Annotated in this window: 13 protein-coding genes and 1 pseudogene; 10 read left to right on the top strand and 4 right to left on the bottom strand. The window is 70.0% G+C overall.

Features of this window, described 5'->3' with window-relative positions:
- Positions 1–66: 66 nt before the first annotated feature.
- The 8 genes and pseudogenes from infB to truB all read left to right on the top strand — a co-directional run.
- Positions 67–2,188 (top strand): annotated as a pseudogene (infB, locus tag QH276_RS07670) (translation initiation factor IF-2); the annotation flags it as partial.
- Positions 2,189–2,304: 116 nt separating this feature from the next.
- Complete coding sequence (locus QH276_RS07665; protein WP_280401480.1) at positions 2,305–2,595, top strand: DUF503 domain-containing protein; 291 nt, start codon at positions 2,305–2,307, stop codon at positions 2,593–2,595.
- A gap of 16 nt (positions 2,596–2,611) precedes the next feature.
- Positions 2,612–3,052, top strand: coding sequence for a 30S ribosome-binding factor RbfA (gene rbfA / locus QH276_RS07660; RefSeq protein ID WP_280401479.1), 441 nt, complete (start codon positions 2,612–2,614; stop codon positions 3,050–3,052).
- A 12-nt stretch (positions 3,053–3,064) separates the two neighbouring features.
- The gene (locus tag QH276_RS07655) at positions 3,065–4,072 is read left to right on the top strand and encodes a DHH family phosphoesterase (protein ID WP_280401478.1); all 1,008 of its coding nucleotides are present in this window, start codon (positions 3,065–3,067) and stop codon (positions 4,070–4,072) included.
- 727 nt (positions 4,073–4,799) lie between these two features.
- On the top strand, positions 4,800–6,152 hold the full coding sequence (locus QH276_RS07650; RefSeq protein ID WP_432278718.1) for an MATE family efflux transporter: 1,353 nt from the start codon (positions 4,800–4,802) through the stop codon (positions 6,150–6,152).
- Between the two features lie 141 nt (positions 6,153–6,293).
- A complete protein-coding gene (locus tag QH276_RS07645; RefSeq protein WP_280401482.1) occupies positions 6,294–7,253 on the top strand; it encodes a metallophosphoesterase family protein in 960 nt (319 codons plus the stop codon).
- A gap of 36 nt (positions 7,254–7,289) precedes the next feature.
- The gene (npt, locus tag QH276_RS07640; protein WP_280401477.1) at positions 7,290–7,958 is read left to right on the top strand and encodes a 4'-phosphopantetheinyl transferase Npt; all 669 of its coding nucleotides are present in this window, start codon (positions 7,290–7,292) and stop codon (positions 7,956–7,958) included.
- Positions 7,958–8,857, top strand: coding sequence for a tRNA pseudouridine(55) synthase TruB (gene truB / locus QH276_RS07635; protein WP_280401476.1), 900 nt, complete (start codon positions 7,958–7,960; stop codon positions 8,855–8,857). The genes npt and truB overlap by 1 nt, the downstream gene beginning before the upstream one ends.
- An 85-nt stretch (positions 8,858–8,942) precedes the next feature.
- Here truB and QH276_RS07630 read toward each other — a convergent pair whose 3' ends face one another.
- From QH276_RS07630 to QH276_RS07620, 3 genes are read right to left on the bottom strand one after another with little or no spacing between them, the layout of a single operon-like run.
- Positions 8,943–9,623 carry a GntR family transcriptional regulator gene (locus QH276_RS07630; protein ID WP_280401475.1) on the bottom strand — a complete coding sequence of 227 codons (681 nt, stop codon included), beginning with the start codon at positions 9,621–9,623 and terminating at the stop codon, positions 8,943–8,945.
- Positions 9,610–10,341: a maleate cis-trans isomerase family protein gene (locus tag QH276_RS07625; protein WP_280401474.1), complete on the bottom strand. Its 732-nt coding sequence runs from the start codon at positions 10,339–10,341 to the stop codon at positions 9,610–9,612. The genes QH276_RS07630 and QH276_RS07625 overlap by 14 nt, the downstream gene beginning before the upstream one ends.
- Before the next feature lie 45 nt (positions 10,342–10,386).
- On the bottom strand, positions 10,387–11,127 hold the full coding sequence (locus QH276_RS07620; protein ID WP_280401473.1) for a maleate cis-trans isomerase family protein: 741 nt from the start codon (positions 11,125–11,127) through the stop codon (positions 10,387–10,389).
- Between the two features lie 86 nt (positions 11,128–11,213).
- Here QH276_RS07620 and QH276_RS07615 point away from each other — a divergent pair, with 86 nt between their 5' ends.
- On the top strand, positions 11,214–12,179 hold the full coding sequence (locus tag QH276_RS07615) for a D-2-hydroxyacid dehydrogenase (protein ID WP_280401472.1): 966 nt from the start codon (positions 11,214–11,216) through the stop codon (positions 12,177–12,179).
- A 13-nt stretch (positions 12,180–12,192) separates the two neighbouring features.
- Positions 12,193–13,596 carry an amidase gene (locus QH276_RS07610; RefSeq protein ID WP_280401471.1) on the top strand — a complete coding sequence of 468 codons (1,404 nt, stop codon included), beginning with the start codon at positions 12,193–12,195 and terminating at the stop codon, positions 13,594–13,596.
- Positions 13,597–13,918: 322 nt separating this feature from the next.
- Here QH276_RS07610 and QH276_RS07605 read toward each other — a convergent pair whose 3' ends face one another.
- On the bottom strand, positions 13,919–14,566 hold the full coding sequence (locus QH276_RS07605) for a LysE family translocator (protein WP_280401470.1): 648 nt from the start codon (positions 14,564–14,566) through the stop codon (positions 13,919–13,921).
- Positions 14,567–14,939 lie beyond the last annotated feature (373 nt).

The raw sequence follows: 14,939 nt of genomic DNA, 5'->3' as shown, positions 1-14,939 counted from the left end.
GCACCCGGTAGCTCGCGCCGCGCAACCTCAGGTCCAGCGGCCGGCCGCGGTCGTGCTGCACCTGCGGGCGGCCACCCGCGGCCCGGGAGAGCAGCCGGGGCCGTTCGACCCGCGCCGCGAGCACGTAGGCATAGAAGGCGGCGGCGGTTACCGCGGTGGCGGTGGCGGCGGCGCACCCGCCGGTACCGGCGCACCCGCCGGTGGTGGCGGTTTCCGTGGTCGTCCCGGTGGCGGCGGTGGCCGCCCGGGTGGGCCCGGTGGCCGCGGTGGTGCGGCCGGTGCCTTCGGCCGTCCCGGTGGCGCGCCCCGGCGTGGTCGTAAGTCGAAGCGGCAGAAGCGCCAGGAATACGATTCGATGCAGGCCCCGTCGGTCGGCGGTGTGCGGCTGCCCCGCGGCAACGGTGAGGTCATCCGCCTCGCCCGCGGCGCGTCGCTGTCCGATTTCGCGGAGAAGATCGACGCGAACCCGGCCGCCTTGGTCCAGGCGCTGTTCAACCTGGGCGAAATGGTGACCGCCACCCAGTCGGTGAACGACGAAACCCTCGAGCTGCTCGGCGGCGAGATGAACTACGTCGTGCACGTGGTGAGCCCCGAGGACGAGGACCGCGAGCTGCTGGAATCCTTCGACCTCACCTACGGCGAGGACGAGGGCGGCGAGGAAGACCTCGAACAGCGGCCGCCGGTGGTCACCGTCATGGGCCACGTCGATCACGGTAAGACCCGCCTGCTGGACACCATCCGCAAGGCCAACGTCCGCGAGGCCGAGGCCGGCGGTATCACCCAGCACATCGGTGCCTACCAGGTGATGACCCACCTCGGCGACGAGGACCGGCTGATCACCTTCATCGACACCCCGGGTCACGAGGCGTTCACCGCCATGCGTGCCCGTGGTGCGAAGGCCACCGATATCGCGATCCTGGTGGTCGCCGCCGACGACGGTGTCATGCCGCAGACGGTGGAGGCGATCAACCACGCCCAGGCCGCCGATGTGCCGATCGTGGTGGCGGTCAACAAGATCGACAAGGAAGGCGCGAACCCGGAGAAGATCCGGCAGCAGCTGACCGAGTACAACCTGGTGGCCGAGGAATACGGTGGCGACACCATGTTCGTCGACATCTCCGCCAAACAGGGCACCAATATCGACGCCCTGCTCGAGGCGGTCCTGCTCACCGCGGACGCCGCCCTGGACCTGCGGGCCAATCCGGAACAGGACGCCCAGGGTGTGGCCATCGAGGCGCATCTGGACCGCGGTCGCGGCCCGGTCGCCACGGTGCTCATCCAGCGCGGCACGCTGCGGGTCGGCGATTCGATCGTGGCGGGCGACGCCTACGGTCGCGTCCGGCGCATGGTCGACGAGCACGGCGTCGATGTCGAGGCGGCGCTGCCGTCGCGGCCGGTGCAGGTCGTCGGCTTCACCTCGGTGCCCGGCGCGGGTGACAACCTGCTCGTCGTCGACGAGGACCGGATCGCCCGGCAGATCGCCGACCGGCGTAATGCGCGTAAGCGCAACGCCCTGGCCGCGCGCAGCCGCAAGCGGATCAGCCTCGAGGATCTGGATGCCGCGCTGAAGGAAACCAGCGAGCTGAACCTGATCCTGAAGGGCGACAACTCCGGTACCGTCGAGGCGCTGGAAGAAGCCCTGCTCGGGATCGAGATCGACGACGAGGTGCGGCTGCGGGTCATCGACCGCGGTGTCGGTGGCGTCACCGAGACCAACGTCAACCTGGCGTCGGCGTCGAACGCGATCATCATCGGGTTCAACGTCCGGGCCGAGGGCAAGGCCACCGAACTGGCCAACCGCGAAGGCGTGGACATCCGGTACTACTCGGTGATCTACCAGGCCATCGACGAGATCGAGAGCGCGCTCAAGGGCATGCTCAAGCCGGTCTACGAAGAGGTGGAACTGGGCCGCGCCGAGATCCGGGCGATCTTCCGGTCGTCCAAGATCGGTCTCATCGCCGGCTGCATGGTCACCTCGGGTGTCGTCAAGCGCAACGCCAAGGCGCGCCTGCTCCGCGACAATGTGGTGGTCGCCGAATCCACGACGATCAACTCCTTGCGCCGGGAGAAGGACGACGCCATGGAGGTCCGCGAAGGCTTCGAATGCGGTATGACGCTGACGTACTCCGATATCAAGGAGGGCGACATCATCGAGGCCTACGAGTTGCGCGAGAAGCCGCGCGACTGACCGTGATCCGGGCCGGCGTACGCGTCCGGACCGGTCATCGATACGGCACGACAGGCGCGGGGCTCGCCGGTGACGGCGGGCCCCGGCCTGCGCCCGTGCCATAACTGGGAGGTTGCGTGTACCTCGGTGCACTCGAGTTCGACATCCTGCTGGGTGATGTGCACTCGCTGAAGGAGAAGCGTTCGGTGGTGCGGCCCATCCTGGCCGAACTCCAGCGCTTCGGGGTGAGCACCGCCGAGGCCGGGGAACACGACCGCTACCGGCGCACACTGCTCGCGGTGGCGATGGTGTCGGCCGGGATGGATCACCTGACGGCCGTGCTCGACAAATGCGAACGCCATGTCGCCGCGCGTCCGGAGTTACAGTTGCTGGCAGTACGCCGCCGTGTCTTCGGACCTGAGGACTGAAAGGAAAGGAGCGGCCATGGTGGATCAAGCCAGGGCACGCCGGCTCGCCAAACGAATCGCCGCGATCGTGGCCACCGCGATCGAATACGAGATCAAGGATCCGCGGCTGGGTTTCGTCACGGTCACCGACGCGAAGGTCACCGGTGATCTGCGCGAGGCGACCGTCTACTACACCGTCATGGGTGAAACCGTCGACGCCGAACCGGACTATTCCGCGGCCGCGGCCGGACTGGAGAAGGCCAAGGGCGTCCTGCGCTCGAAGGTGGGTGCCGGGACCGGCGTGAAATTCACCCCGACCCTGGCGTTCGTCCTCGACACCGTGCCCGACGCCGCCCGGCAGATGGAGGATCTGCTGGCCCGCGCCCGTGCCGCCGACGATGCCGTCGCCCGGGTGGCGGCCGACGCGAAACCCGCCGGCGAGGCGGACCCGTACAAGACTCCCCGCGACGACGACTGAGCCGCGGCCGCTATGACCACAACCGGCGCCGCTGTGGACTACGCCGCGGCCGTACGGGTGCTGGACGCCGCGCGTTCGGTGACCGTCCTGTGCCATGTCCAGCCCGATGCCGACACTCTCGGGAGTGGGCTGGCACTGGCGCAGGTCCTCGACCGGCGCGGGATTCCGGTGCGGGTGTCCTTCGCCGAACCCGCCGAGCTGCCGTTCGTTTTGCGCACGCTGCCCGGAACGCGGTTCGTGGTGCCGCCCGCCGAGGTTCCGGCCGAGGTGGACCTGCTGGTCACCGTCGACTGCGGCAGTGCCGGGCGGCTCGGTGCGCTGGCCGACCGGCTGGCCGGTGCGCGCACCACCCTGGTGATCGACCACCACCGCTCCAACACCCGGTTCGGGGCCACGAACCTGATCGATCCCGACGCGGTCTCGACGGCCAGCGTGCTCACCGCATTGCTGGATCTGTGGGAGGAGCCGATCGACGCCGATATCGCGTACTGCCTGTTCGCCGGGCTGGTCACCGACAGCGGATCGTTCCGGTGGGTCACTCCCGGCACCCATACGCTCGCCGAACGCCTCCTGGCCACCGGAATCGACGGTGCCGCGATCACCCGCACTCTGATGGACACCCACCCGTTCGCGTGGTTGCGGATGCTGTCCACCGTGCTCGCGTCCGCGCGGCTCGAGCCCGCGGCCCACGACGGGACCGGCCTGGTGGCGGCATTCGTACTGGCCACGGATCTGGCGGGGGTCCGCCAGGAAGAGGCCGAAAGCGTTGTCGATATCGTGCGCGCCACCGCGGAGGCCGGTATCGCGGCGGTGTTCAAGGAAGCCCGCCCGGTGGACGCGCGGCGGCGGTGGACGGTATCGCTGCGTTCGAAGGACAGCGGTGCGGGCACCGACGACGGCGCCGATGTCGCCGCGATAGCCACCGGGCTCGGCGGCGGCGGGCACCGCTACGCGGCCGGGTACACGACCTACGGCGAACCGGAGGAGATACTCGCCCAGCTCCGCGACGCGCTGGGTTGACGGTTCCCGCCGGGCGGCCACTGGCCCCCGCCCGGCCTCGCCGGGCCGACATTTCAGCTGTGCGGATCCTGCGGAGTGGTCCGTAGCGGCCGCAATGAGCACATGGCCGGTCGATCTGCGACTGCCATCTGCGACCGACAACAAATGCCCGGCGGTGGCGATCTCGCGGAGCCCGCCGAGCAGCCGATAGGCCGGCCGCTGCCTGGGTGCCCGTCGGCGGTGGTCAGTCCATGCCCCGCCGCGCCGGGCGCCGGCGGCCATCCCGGATGCCCACGCGCTCTGGAAACCGCGCTACACCGGACCATGCCGGCGCCTCATTGGATCCCTCGGAGCCCCCAGGTGCGCGGGTGGAGCCGTCGGACGCGGAACCGGAACCGGATCTTCCGCTTCCGCGGCCGGGCCCGAGACGGCCGAGGAGCGCGCTGTGGCCGGAGGTCGGTGCGGCACCTGCCGCGACGTCGAGTCCGTCCGGAGCGGCGGCTTCGGGCCGGCGCGACCGCGGTCGGCATCGTTCCGCCCGGGCGGTGTGGTGATCGGGGCGGCCGGTGAGTGGGGGATGATCACCTGGTTGTCTGCTGTGTGGCGGTGCCGTGTGCTGCCGGCGGATGCCGCGCAGTGGGTGGCGACGGGTGCGCTCGGTGTCCGATGCTTGGGCTAACGTGCTCGGCGGCGGGATGAGCGCCGCCCGCAGTTCGAGGGCGGCGCGATGGGTGAGCACGGACGGGGAATGGCTATGCATACGGAGGCGACCGCGTCGTCCGCGGACGTGGAGGCCGGGCCCCGGCGGATCCTCGGATTGGCTCTGCCGACCCTGGGTGTGCTGGTGGCCGAACCGATCTATCTGCTGTTCGATCTCGCGGTGGTGGGGCGGCTGGGAGCGCTGGCGCTGGCCGGGCTCGCGGTGGGCGGTCTGATCCTCGCCCAGGTCAGTTCGCAGCTGACCTTTCTCGCCTATGGCACCACGGCACGTTCGGCACGCCGGCACGGCGCGGGGGACGAGGCCGGTGCGGTCGAGGAGGGCGTGCAGGCGAGCTGGCTGGCCGGCGGGATCGGGCTGGTGATCCTGGCGGTGATCCAGCTCGCGGCGGTCCCGATCGCGGGGGCGATCGCCGGGGACGGCGAGATCGCGGGGGAGGCGTTGGCCTGGCTGCGGATAGCGTTGTTCGGGGTGCCGCTGATCTTGCTGGCCATGGCCGGAAACGGCTGGATGCGCGGTGTTCAGCAGACCCGTCGCCCGCTCACCTATGTGGTCGCGGGACTGGCGCTGTCGGCGGTGCTCTGCCCGTTGTTGGTGCACGGGCTCGCCGGATTGCCGCGGATGGGACTGCCGGGATCGGCGGTGGCCAATGTGCTCGGCCAGCTGGTGACGGCGGGGTTGTTCGTGAGCGCGCTGGCCCGCGCCCGGGTTCCGCTGGCGCCGCGGCTCGCGGTGATGAAGTCGCAGCTGGTGCTCGGCCGCGATCTGATCGCGCGCAGTCTCGCCTTCCAGGCCTGTTTCGTCTCCGCGGCGGCGGTGGCCTCCCGCTTCGGGGCGCCCTCGGTGGCGGCGCATCAGCTGGTCCTGCAGCTGTGGAACTTCCTCGCCTTGACACTCGATTCGCTGGCGATCGCGGCGCAGACCTTGGTGGGGGCGGCGCTGGGCGCGCGCAATGCGGCGGGCGCGCGGTCGGTGGCCCGCCGGGTCACCGCCTGGTCCACGGTGTTCGCCCTCGGGCTGGCCGCGGTGTTCGCGGCGGGCGCGGCCTGGATTCCGCCGCTGTTCACCACCGACGCCGCGGTACTGGACCGGACCGGCGTCGTCTGGTGGTTCTTCGTGGTGATGATCCCGGTGGCCGGTGTGGTGTTCGCGCTCGACGGCGTCCTGCTGGGCGCCGGGGATGCCGCCTACCTGCGCACGACCACGCTGGGGGCGGCGCTGCTCGGTTTCCTGCCCGCGATCTGGCTGTCGCTGGTGTTCGACTGGGGGATCGGCGGAATCTGGTGCGGCCTGATCGCGTTCATGCTGTTGCGGCTGGTTGCGGTGTGCGCACGATGGCTGTCGGGCCGGTGGGTCCGCGTGGGAGCCGAGATCCCGGCATGAGCGGGCCGGGCCCGGTTCGCCGGTGCTGCGGTCTGCACAGCCTGTGAGTGGGCTCGTCGCTGGACTTGCGCGCGCCCATCGACACGGCGCGATCGGTATGTGCGCGGCGGGGACCGCCCGCGATATGCGAAGGTAGGTGTGGTGATACCCAAGTTGATGGCGGTGAGCGATATCCATGTCGGTCACCAGGGCAACAAACCCGTCGTCGAGGAGATCCGGCCCGATTCCCCGGAAGATTGGCTGATCGTCGCCGGTGATGTCGCCGAACGCAGCGACGATATCCGGTGGGCGCTGAAACTGCTGCGTGAGCGCTTCGCGAAGGTGATCTGGGTTCCGGGTAACCACGAACTGTGGACGACCGCCAAGGACCCGGTGCAGATGCACGGGGCCGCACGGTACGACTATCTGGTGGCCATGTGCCGGGATCTGGACGTGCTCACCCCCGAAGACCCGTTCCCGGTGTGGACCGGAGCGGGCGCGGAGGCCTACGGCGGCGCGGTGACCGTCGCCCCGCTGTTCCTGCTCTACGACTACAGTTTCCTGCCCGCGGGAACCCGCACCAAGGCGGAGGGGCTCGCACTGGCCAAGGACCGCAACGTCGTGGCCACCGACGAATTCCTGCTCTCCCCGGACCCGTACCTCACCCGGGACGCCTGGTGCGAGGCGCGGCTGCGGGCCACCCGCCGCAAGCTGGACAATCTGCCCGACGCGACCCCGCTGGTGCTGATCAACCATTTCCCGCTGGTCCGCGAACCCACCGATATGCTCTGGTACCCGGAATTCGCGCTCTGGTGCGGAACGGAACAGACAGCGGATTGGCATACGCGGTACAACGTGGTGTGCGCGGTCTACGGTCACCTGCACATTCCCCGGACCACCTACTACGACGGTGTGCGGTTCGAGGAGGTCTCGCTGGGCTATCCGCGGGAGTGGCAGAAGCGCGGTAAACCCGACAAACTGCTGCGCCAGATCCTGCCCGACCCCCAGTACCGCCCGGGTGACCTGAACGAATGGGGCGGTCATTTCAAGGTCACCCCGGAGATGGCCGCGGCCGCCGCCGAGATGCGCGCCAAGGCCGAGCGCCGCCGCGGGCTCGCCTGAGCCGACGACCGACCCCACCCAGTAGGCTCACCGACGATGATCGAGACAATCCTGCCCGCCGATGTCGCCTCCGCCGAGTTGCTCGACTATCCGGAGGACCTGAAACCGCACCCCGCCGAGGAACCGCTGATCGCGAAATCGGTGGAGAAGCGGCGCCGCGATTTCATCGGCGCCCGCCACTGCGCTCGCCAGGCGCTGACCCTGCTGGGTGAGCCGCCGGTGGCGATCGGCAAAGGCGAACGCGGCGCACCGGTCTGGCCGCGCGGGATCGTCGGCAGCCTCACCCACTGTGACGGTTTCCGGGGCGCGGCGCTGGCGCACAAGCTGCGGTACCGCTCGATCGGGATCGATGCCGAACCCCACGAAACCCTGCCCGAGGGTGTGCTGGATTCGGTGAGCCTGCCCGCGGAACGGGAATGGCTGCGGGTCACCGATTCCCGGCTGCATCTGGACCGGTTGCTGTTCTGCGCGAAAGAGGCCACCTACAAGGCGTGGTTCCCGCTCACCACCCGCTGGCTGGGCTTCGAGGACGCGCATATCACCTTCACGGTCGAGGAGGAGGGCGCCGGATCGGGATCGGGCACGTTCCGGTCGCAGTTGCTGGTCCCCGGGCAGACCGGCGACGGCGGCCTGCCGCTGACCTCGTTCGACGGCCGCTGGCAGATCACCGGCGGCTTCATCCTCACCGCGATCGCGCACAGCTGATGGCCGACCTCCTGGGCGGTCTGCTGATCGTCGACAAACCCAGCGGCCCCACCAGCCACGATATCGTGGCCCGCGCCCGGAAACTGCTGCACACCAAGAAGGTCGGGCATGCCGGCACGCTCGACCCGATGGCCACCGGTGTGCTGGTGCTGGGCGTCGAGCGGGCCACCAAACTGCTCGGGCTGCTCACCCTCACCACCAAGGCCTACACCGCCACCATCCGGCTGGGCCGCGCCACCACCACCGACGACGCCGAGGGCGAAATCCTGTCCACCGCGCCCGCCGGGCATATCACCGAGGCCGATATCGCGCGGGAAGTCGCCGTGCTCACCGGCGATATCCAGCAGGTGCCGGCGACAGTGAGTGCCATCAAGGTCGGTGGTGAACGCGCCTACGCCCGCCACCGCGCCGGGGAAGAGGTGACACTCGCCGCCCGGCCGGTCACCGTCTCCCGTTTCGAGGTGCTCGCCCGCCGCGATATCGCCGGACAGGACCTGGTGGATCTGGATGTGGTCGTCGAATGCTCGTCGGGAACCTACGTCCGGGCCCTGGCCCGTGACCTGGGTGCCGCGCTCGGAGTGGGCGGTCATCTGACCGCATTGCGTCGTACGCGGGTCGGGCCGTTCACCCTGGAGCACGCACGGACACTCGAACAGCTCGCCGACGATCCCGTGCCGAGTCTCGATATGGATGCCGCGGTGCGGTTGTCGTTCCCGCACCGCACGGTCGGCACCGCGGAGGTGGAGCAGCTCCGGGACGGCCGCTGGCTCGAACCGGCCGGCGTCACCGGCGTGTACGCCGCGCTCACCGAGGACGGCCGGGCCATCGCGCTCCTCCAGGAGAAGGGCACACGCGCGTCGCCCGTCCTGGTGGTGCGCCCGCGCGGCCTGGTGGACTGAAGACGGAGGCGGCCGGCAGAGCCGCCCGGCGGGATCGGGTTATTTCAGCAGTACGTAAGGGATTCGGGCCGGACGCTCTCCGGGCTCAGCCCGCGACGGGTTCCTCGGCGTATTTGCCGCGCAGCCGCTGCACCGCGTCGTCCATATGGTCGCGGAGCAGGCGGTGGGCCCGGTCCGGCGCGGCGGTGCCGATCGCCTCGCGCAGGGCCACGTGCTCGTCGGCCTGCTCGCGCAGATCGGGATAGGTGGTCTGCAATTTGCCCAGGCACATGCGGGTTTCGATGAGCAGGGTACGGGCCGCGCGGACGAGCCGGGTGCTACCTGCCGCCGCGACCAAGGCCTCGTGGAACTGCTGGTCGGCGTCGGAGACCCCGGCGGCGTCGCCCGCCGCGGCCCGTTCGACCATCACCTGCACACTCGGCGCCAGCGCCGCGTAGGCGATATCGCGGCGGCCGGCGAGGATCAGCGCGAGCGCGCCGCCTTCGATCGCGGTGCGGGACCGGTAGATATCGACGACATCGGCGAGGGTGAGTTCGATGACGAAGATGCCGCGGTTGCGGATACTGCGCAGCAGCCCCTCCGAAACCAGCCGCTGCATGGCTTCCCGGACCGGTCCGCGCGACACCCCGAACTGTGCCGCGAGATCGGCTTCGCCCAACTGCGCACCCGGTTCCAGCGCCCCGCGCATGATCGCCTCCCGGAGCTTGTCGGCGATCATCTCCGCGGTGGAGCGCTGATTGACGGGTTCGAAATCAACTACCGACATATGCGGGCCTTTCCGCGAACAACGTGCCGAGGGCCGGCGAGGTCCGGGCCACGCCGGCCAGCCGCAGGCCCTCCCAGATGGTGACCTGATTGGCGGTGAGTACCGGTTTGCCCAGCGTGGCCTCCAGCCGGGGCAGTACCTCGAGGGTGTGCATGGCGGTATCGGGGATCAGCAGTGCTTCCGCCTCGGGATGGTCGTCGGCCCGGGCCAGCTCCAGCACCTGGCCGGCGTCGAGGGTGCCGACCTCGGCGGCGGTTTCGATACCGGCACTCGCGAACCCGGCCACCGTGATCCCGGCATCGGCCAGGAAATCGGCGAACAGCCGGGCCACCTCCTCGGGATAGCTCGCCGCGACCGCCACCCGGCGTACGCCCAGCGCCCGGGCGGCGGCCACGAACGCGAAACTGGTGCTGGAGGCCGGGACGCCCGCCGCCTCGGACAGGCCGCGGACCTGCTCGCGTGCGCCCGCGGGACCGTAGACGAAGCTGCCCGACGTGCACGCCCAGACCACCGCGTCGGGGCGATACGGGGCGAGTTGCGCGGCGCCGTGGCGCAGTTTTTCCGGGCTACCCAGATCCAGCAGTTCGGGCACGGCATGCAGATCGGTGCCGTAGATATGGGCCACCGGCAGCCGGGCGTCCAGCAGTGCTTCCGCCCGGGGGTAATCGTCCTCGGCGGCGTGGTCGGGATAGATGAATCCGATGGTCGGGGCCGGCATGCGTTCTCCGTTTCGGAACTGGGTTTCGGTCGGCGACATCATCGTTCAGAAGACCTCCAGCAGCCAGCGCCCCGGGCCCATCATCGGCAGCTTCATCCGCCCGAGACAGGCCCACATGGTGAGCTGATTGGCCGTGAGAATCGGTTTGCCCAGCACCTTCTCCAGCGGTTCGATGATGTCGTAGGTGGGCAGGTTCGTGCAGCTGACGAAGATCGCCTCGGCGCGCGGATCGTCGGCGCCGAGGATGCGTTCGGCGATGGTGCGGTAGTTGACTTTCCAGATTCCGCCGCCCAGGCCGAGATGGTCGGAGCGGACCACCGAACAGCCGGCTTCGCCCAGGAAATCGCGCAGTTTGCCGGTGAGGATCTCGTCGTAGGGCGTCATGATCGACAGACTGGTGATGCCGAGGTGCTGGATCGCCTCGAGCAACGCGCCGGAGGTGGTGACCGCGTTGGCGGCACCGGCGCGGCAGATCGTCTCGCGCAGCGAGCGTTCGTATTCGATGCCCTTGATGAAACTGCCCGATGTGCACAGATAGGCCACGACCTCGGGTTCCACGTGCAGGACGTTACGGGTCGCGGCGGTGAGATGGGTGGCGTCGGACACCAATTCGGCCATGGCCAGTGAGACCGGCACCGGTTCGTAGGGGGTACGGGCCAGATGCAGACTCACTTCCAGCGGCGCCCAGCGCCACAGTTCCCGCTCCAGTGCGAGATCGAACGGTGCGATGACACCGATGCCCCGTTGCGCGACCGGGCCCTCGATATCGGGAAAATCGAACTCCACTGCGGCCCCTCTCGCGCTCAGCCGGGTAGACCTCCGAGAACGATCGGATTGTTGACAATCATACGATGTGATCATACTGTGTCAATATGAAATCGGGCCCCATCGTCACGGTTGTGCACAGTGACCAGCAGCCCGATCCGGCCCTGATGGCGCCGGTCAGTGCCCGGGCCACGGTGCGCTACACCGATTCGGCCGGGCTGGCCGATGCGCTGCCCGGTACCGAGGTGCTGTTCGTCTACGACTTCCAGACCCGCGCCCTGCCCGCCGCCTGGCCGGCGGCCGACAGGCTGCGCTGGGTGCATATCGGCGCCACCGGTGTCGATACGGTCATGTTCGACGACCTGCGCGACAGCGAGGTCGTGGTCACCAACACCCGTGGGGTCTTCGATACCGCGATCGCCGAATACGTTCTCGGCCAGATCCTCGATTTCGCCAAGGACCTCTCCGGGTCGAATCGGCTGCAGCAGGAAGAGATCTGGCAGCACCGTGAATCGGAGCGGATCGCCGGATCCACCGTGCTGATCGTCGGCACCGGATCCATCGGGCGGGCCATCGCCGGTTTGCTGCGGGCCACCGGGATGCGGGTCCGGGCGGTGGGCCGCCGGGCCCGCGCCGGTGACCCCGATTTCGGCGTCGTCGCCACCGATCTGTATGCCGAACTCCCCGGCGCCGATTACGTCGTCGCCATCGCGCCGTTGACCGACGACACCCGCCATATGTTCGACGCCCGGGCCTTCGGCGCGATGAAACCGCACGCCCGTTTCGTCAATGTGGGCCGCGGGGAGCTGGTGGTCACCGATGATCTGGTCACCGCGCTGGAAACCGGCGCGATCGCGGGCGCGGCACTGGATGTGGTGGATCCGGAACCGCTACCGCCCGGGCATCCGCTGTGGCAGTTGCCGAATGCGCGTATCACCCCGCACAACTCGGGTGATTTCACCGGCTGGCGCAACGAGATCGTCACCGCGTTCACCACCAATTTCGACCACTGGCTGGCCGGCCGGCCGTTGGACAACGTCGTCGACAAGACGCTGGGGTACGTGCCCGGCTGAAGGAGCGCCGCAGATGAACCAGCCCGAGCAACCCTGCCCGGCCGATCCCGCCGAGATGACCGCGGTCGAACTGGTCTCGGCCTACGCCGCCGGGACGCTGTCTCCCGTCGAAGCGACCGAGGCCGTACTGGCCGCCATCAGCGCGCGGGATTCCGATATCAACGCCTACTGTCTCGTCGACCCCGACCGGGCGTTGGTGCAGGCGAAGGATTCCGAGGCGCGCTGGCAGTCCGGGCATGTCCGCGGGCTGCTCGACGGCGTGCCGATCTCGATCAAGGACATCTTCCTCACCGAGGACTGGCCCACCCGCCGCGGCTCGCTGAGCATCGGTCCGGAAGGTCCCTGGCCGGTGGACAGTCCGGTCGCGGCGCGGGTGCGGGAGGACGGCATGGTGATGGTGGGTAAGACCACCACGCCCGAAATCGCCTGGAAGGGTGTGACGGACAGCCCGCTCACCGGCATCACCCGCAACCCGGTCGATCCGGCCCGCACCGCCGGTGGGTCCTCCGGTGGTAGTGCCGCCGCGGTCGCCGCCGGGATGGGCCCGGTCTCGGTCGGGACCGACGGCGGCGGCAGCGTCCGGATTCCCGCCGCCTTCTGCGGGATCGTCGGATTCAAACCCACCCACGGCCGTATCCCGCTGTTCCCGGCCAGCCCGTTCGGGCCGCTGGCCCATGCCGGCCCGCTCACCCGCACGGTCGAGGACGCGGCACTGCTGCTGGATATCCTCGCCCTGCCGGACCCGCGCGACCCCACGGCGCTGCCCCCCACACCGACCACGTTCCGCGGCCAGATCCAGCGGGATGTCCGCGGCGTGACCGCCGCCTACTCGCCGACGCTGGGCTATGTGCGACCCGATCCCGAGGTCGAGGCGATCGTGTCGGGGGCGGTCACCGCACTCGCGGACGCCGGGTTGCGGGTCTCGGCCGCCGACCCGGGCTTCACCGATCCGCGGGACGCCTTCGACGTGATGTGGGCGGCGGGTGCCGCGGCGATGCTGGCGAACTTTCCGCCGGGTGCCCGCGAGCAGGCCGATCCCGGTTTGCGCCGGGTCTGGGAGCGCGGCGAGACCCTGTCGGCGACCGAGTATCTCGATGCCCGCGCGGTGGCCGCGCAGGTGGCGATCACCATGGGCACCTTTCACACGGTCTACGACCTGCTCATCACGCCCACGGTGCCGATCCCCGCGTTCGCCGCGGGGCACGATGTGCCGCCGGGCAGCGGCATGTCGGACTGGCCGGACTGGACGCCCTACACCTACCCGTTCAACCTCACCCAGCAGCCGGCGCTGAGCATCCCCGCCGGGCGGACCAGTGCGGGATTGCCGGTCGGGCTGCAGATCGTCGGCCCCCGCCATTCCGACGACCTGGTACTGGCGGTCGGCCGGTTCGCGGAGGCGATCTTGGCGGCACGCTGACGGCGCCGACCGTGCAGGACCACGCCGCGTCGCGCGGAGCCGGTGAGAACGGTCCGGCGCCCGCCGCGATCACCGCCCGTGCCACCCGGTAGGCGCGCCGTATGCTGGACGAACGCTACGGCCCGCGCCTCCGGTGGTGGATCCGGGAAACCCCACCGCGATCTGTACCCGGCGCTGCGTTATGTGGTCGGCTCGTCGATCCGCAGTACTCGTGCCGGCGGCGCGGCGGCGGAGTTCGCGCTGGTGTCGCCGCGATACGGCGACCGGACCCGGTGCGTAATCGGTGCCGGTACGCCGTGCCGTCCGGCGGACGGCGTTTCGCTCAGCCGGCGGCCGGTTCCGGTGGATCCTCGAACAGCACGCCGATACCGACCGCGATGAGAGCCGCACCGACCACGGCGTCGATACGCTGCCGGATACCGGAATCGGCGAATCTGCGACGCAGGGCAGCGACCGTGGTGGTGAGCGCCAGATACCAGGCCCCGACGACCAGCGCCGCGACGAGTGGGAACGCGATCGCGTCGGCAACGACGACCCGGCCGTGCGGGACGAATTGGGGGACGAGCGCGACGAAGAGTACCGCGGCCTTGGGGTTGAGAATGTTCGACAGGAACCCCCGTACGACGTTGTCGAGTGGGGTACCGGGCCGGGCCGGTGCCCCGACGCCGGGCACGCCGCCGGATTGCCGGGCGCTGAGCAGCGCCCGCACGCCGAGGTAGATCAGGTACAACGCACCGGCGATCTTCACGAGCGTGAACGCCTGCGCGGAGGCGGCGAGCAGGGCGGCGATACCGGTCACGGCGGCCAGCACCCAGACGAAGATGCCGGCCGCCACGCCCAAGGTGGCGGCTGCCCCGGCTGTCCAGCCGGCCAACGCCCGGCTCACGATCACCGCCATATCCGGCCCCGGCGAGACGGCGATGAACAGCATCACGACCGCGAACGCGGCGTATTGCCCGGCAGTGGACATCGGCTGCTCCGATCACATGGCGATGATGACGCTGGGCCGGCGTCTGCGGCCCTCGATACCCGAGCCAGTGTTCCCGACATGATCCGGCCGCGGGGGAAGCTATCCCTCCCGGCCGCCCGTATCGGGCGCGGCTCCGATCGGGAATCGCGCGAACGTGGCGTACGCCCGATACAGCTGATCGCCTGGGCGATCGGTTGGTTGCTCGCGGCCACAACGTATCCGGCGAGGAAAACCGGCGTCCTGGGTGCGGCGGTACACGTATCGCCGCACCCGGGACGCCGCCCGGGCCCCCCCCGGCGGGGGGGGGGGGGGGGGGGGGGTGGCCCGGCCCCCCCCGGGACCCCCCCCGGGGGGGGGGGGGGGGGGGGGGGGG

The organism is Nocardia carnea, from assembly GCF_029869215.1.
Lineage (GTDB): Bacteria > Actinomycetota > Actinomycetes > Mycobacteriales > Mycobacteriaceae > Nocardia > Nocardia carnea_B.
This window is presented reverse-complemented; position numbering and strand designations above follow the sequence as displayed.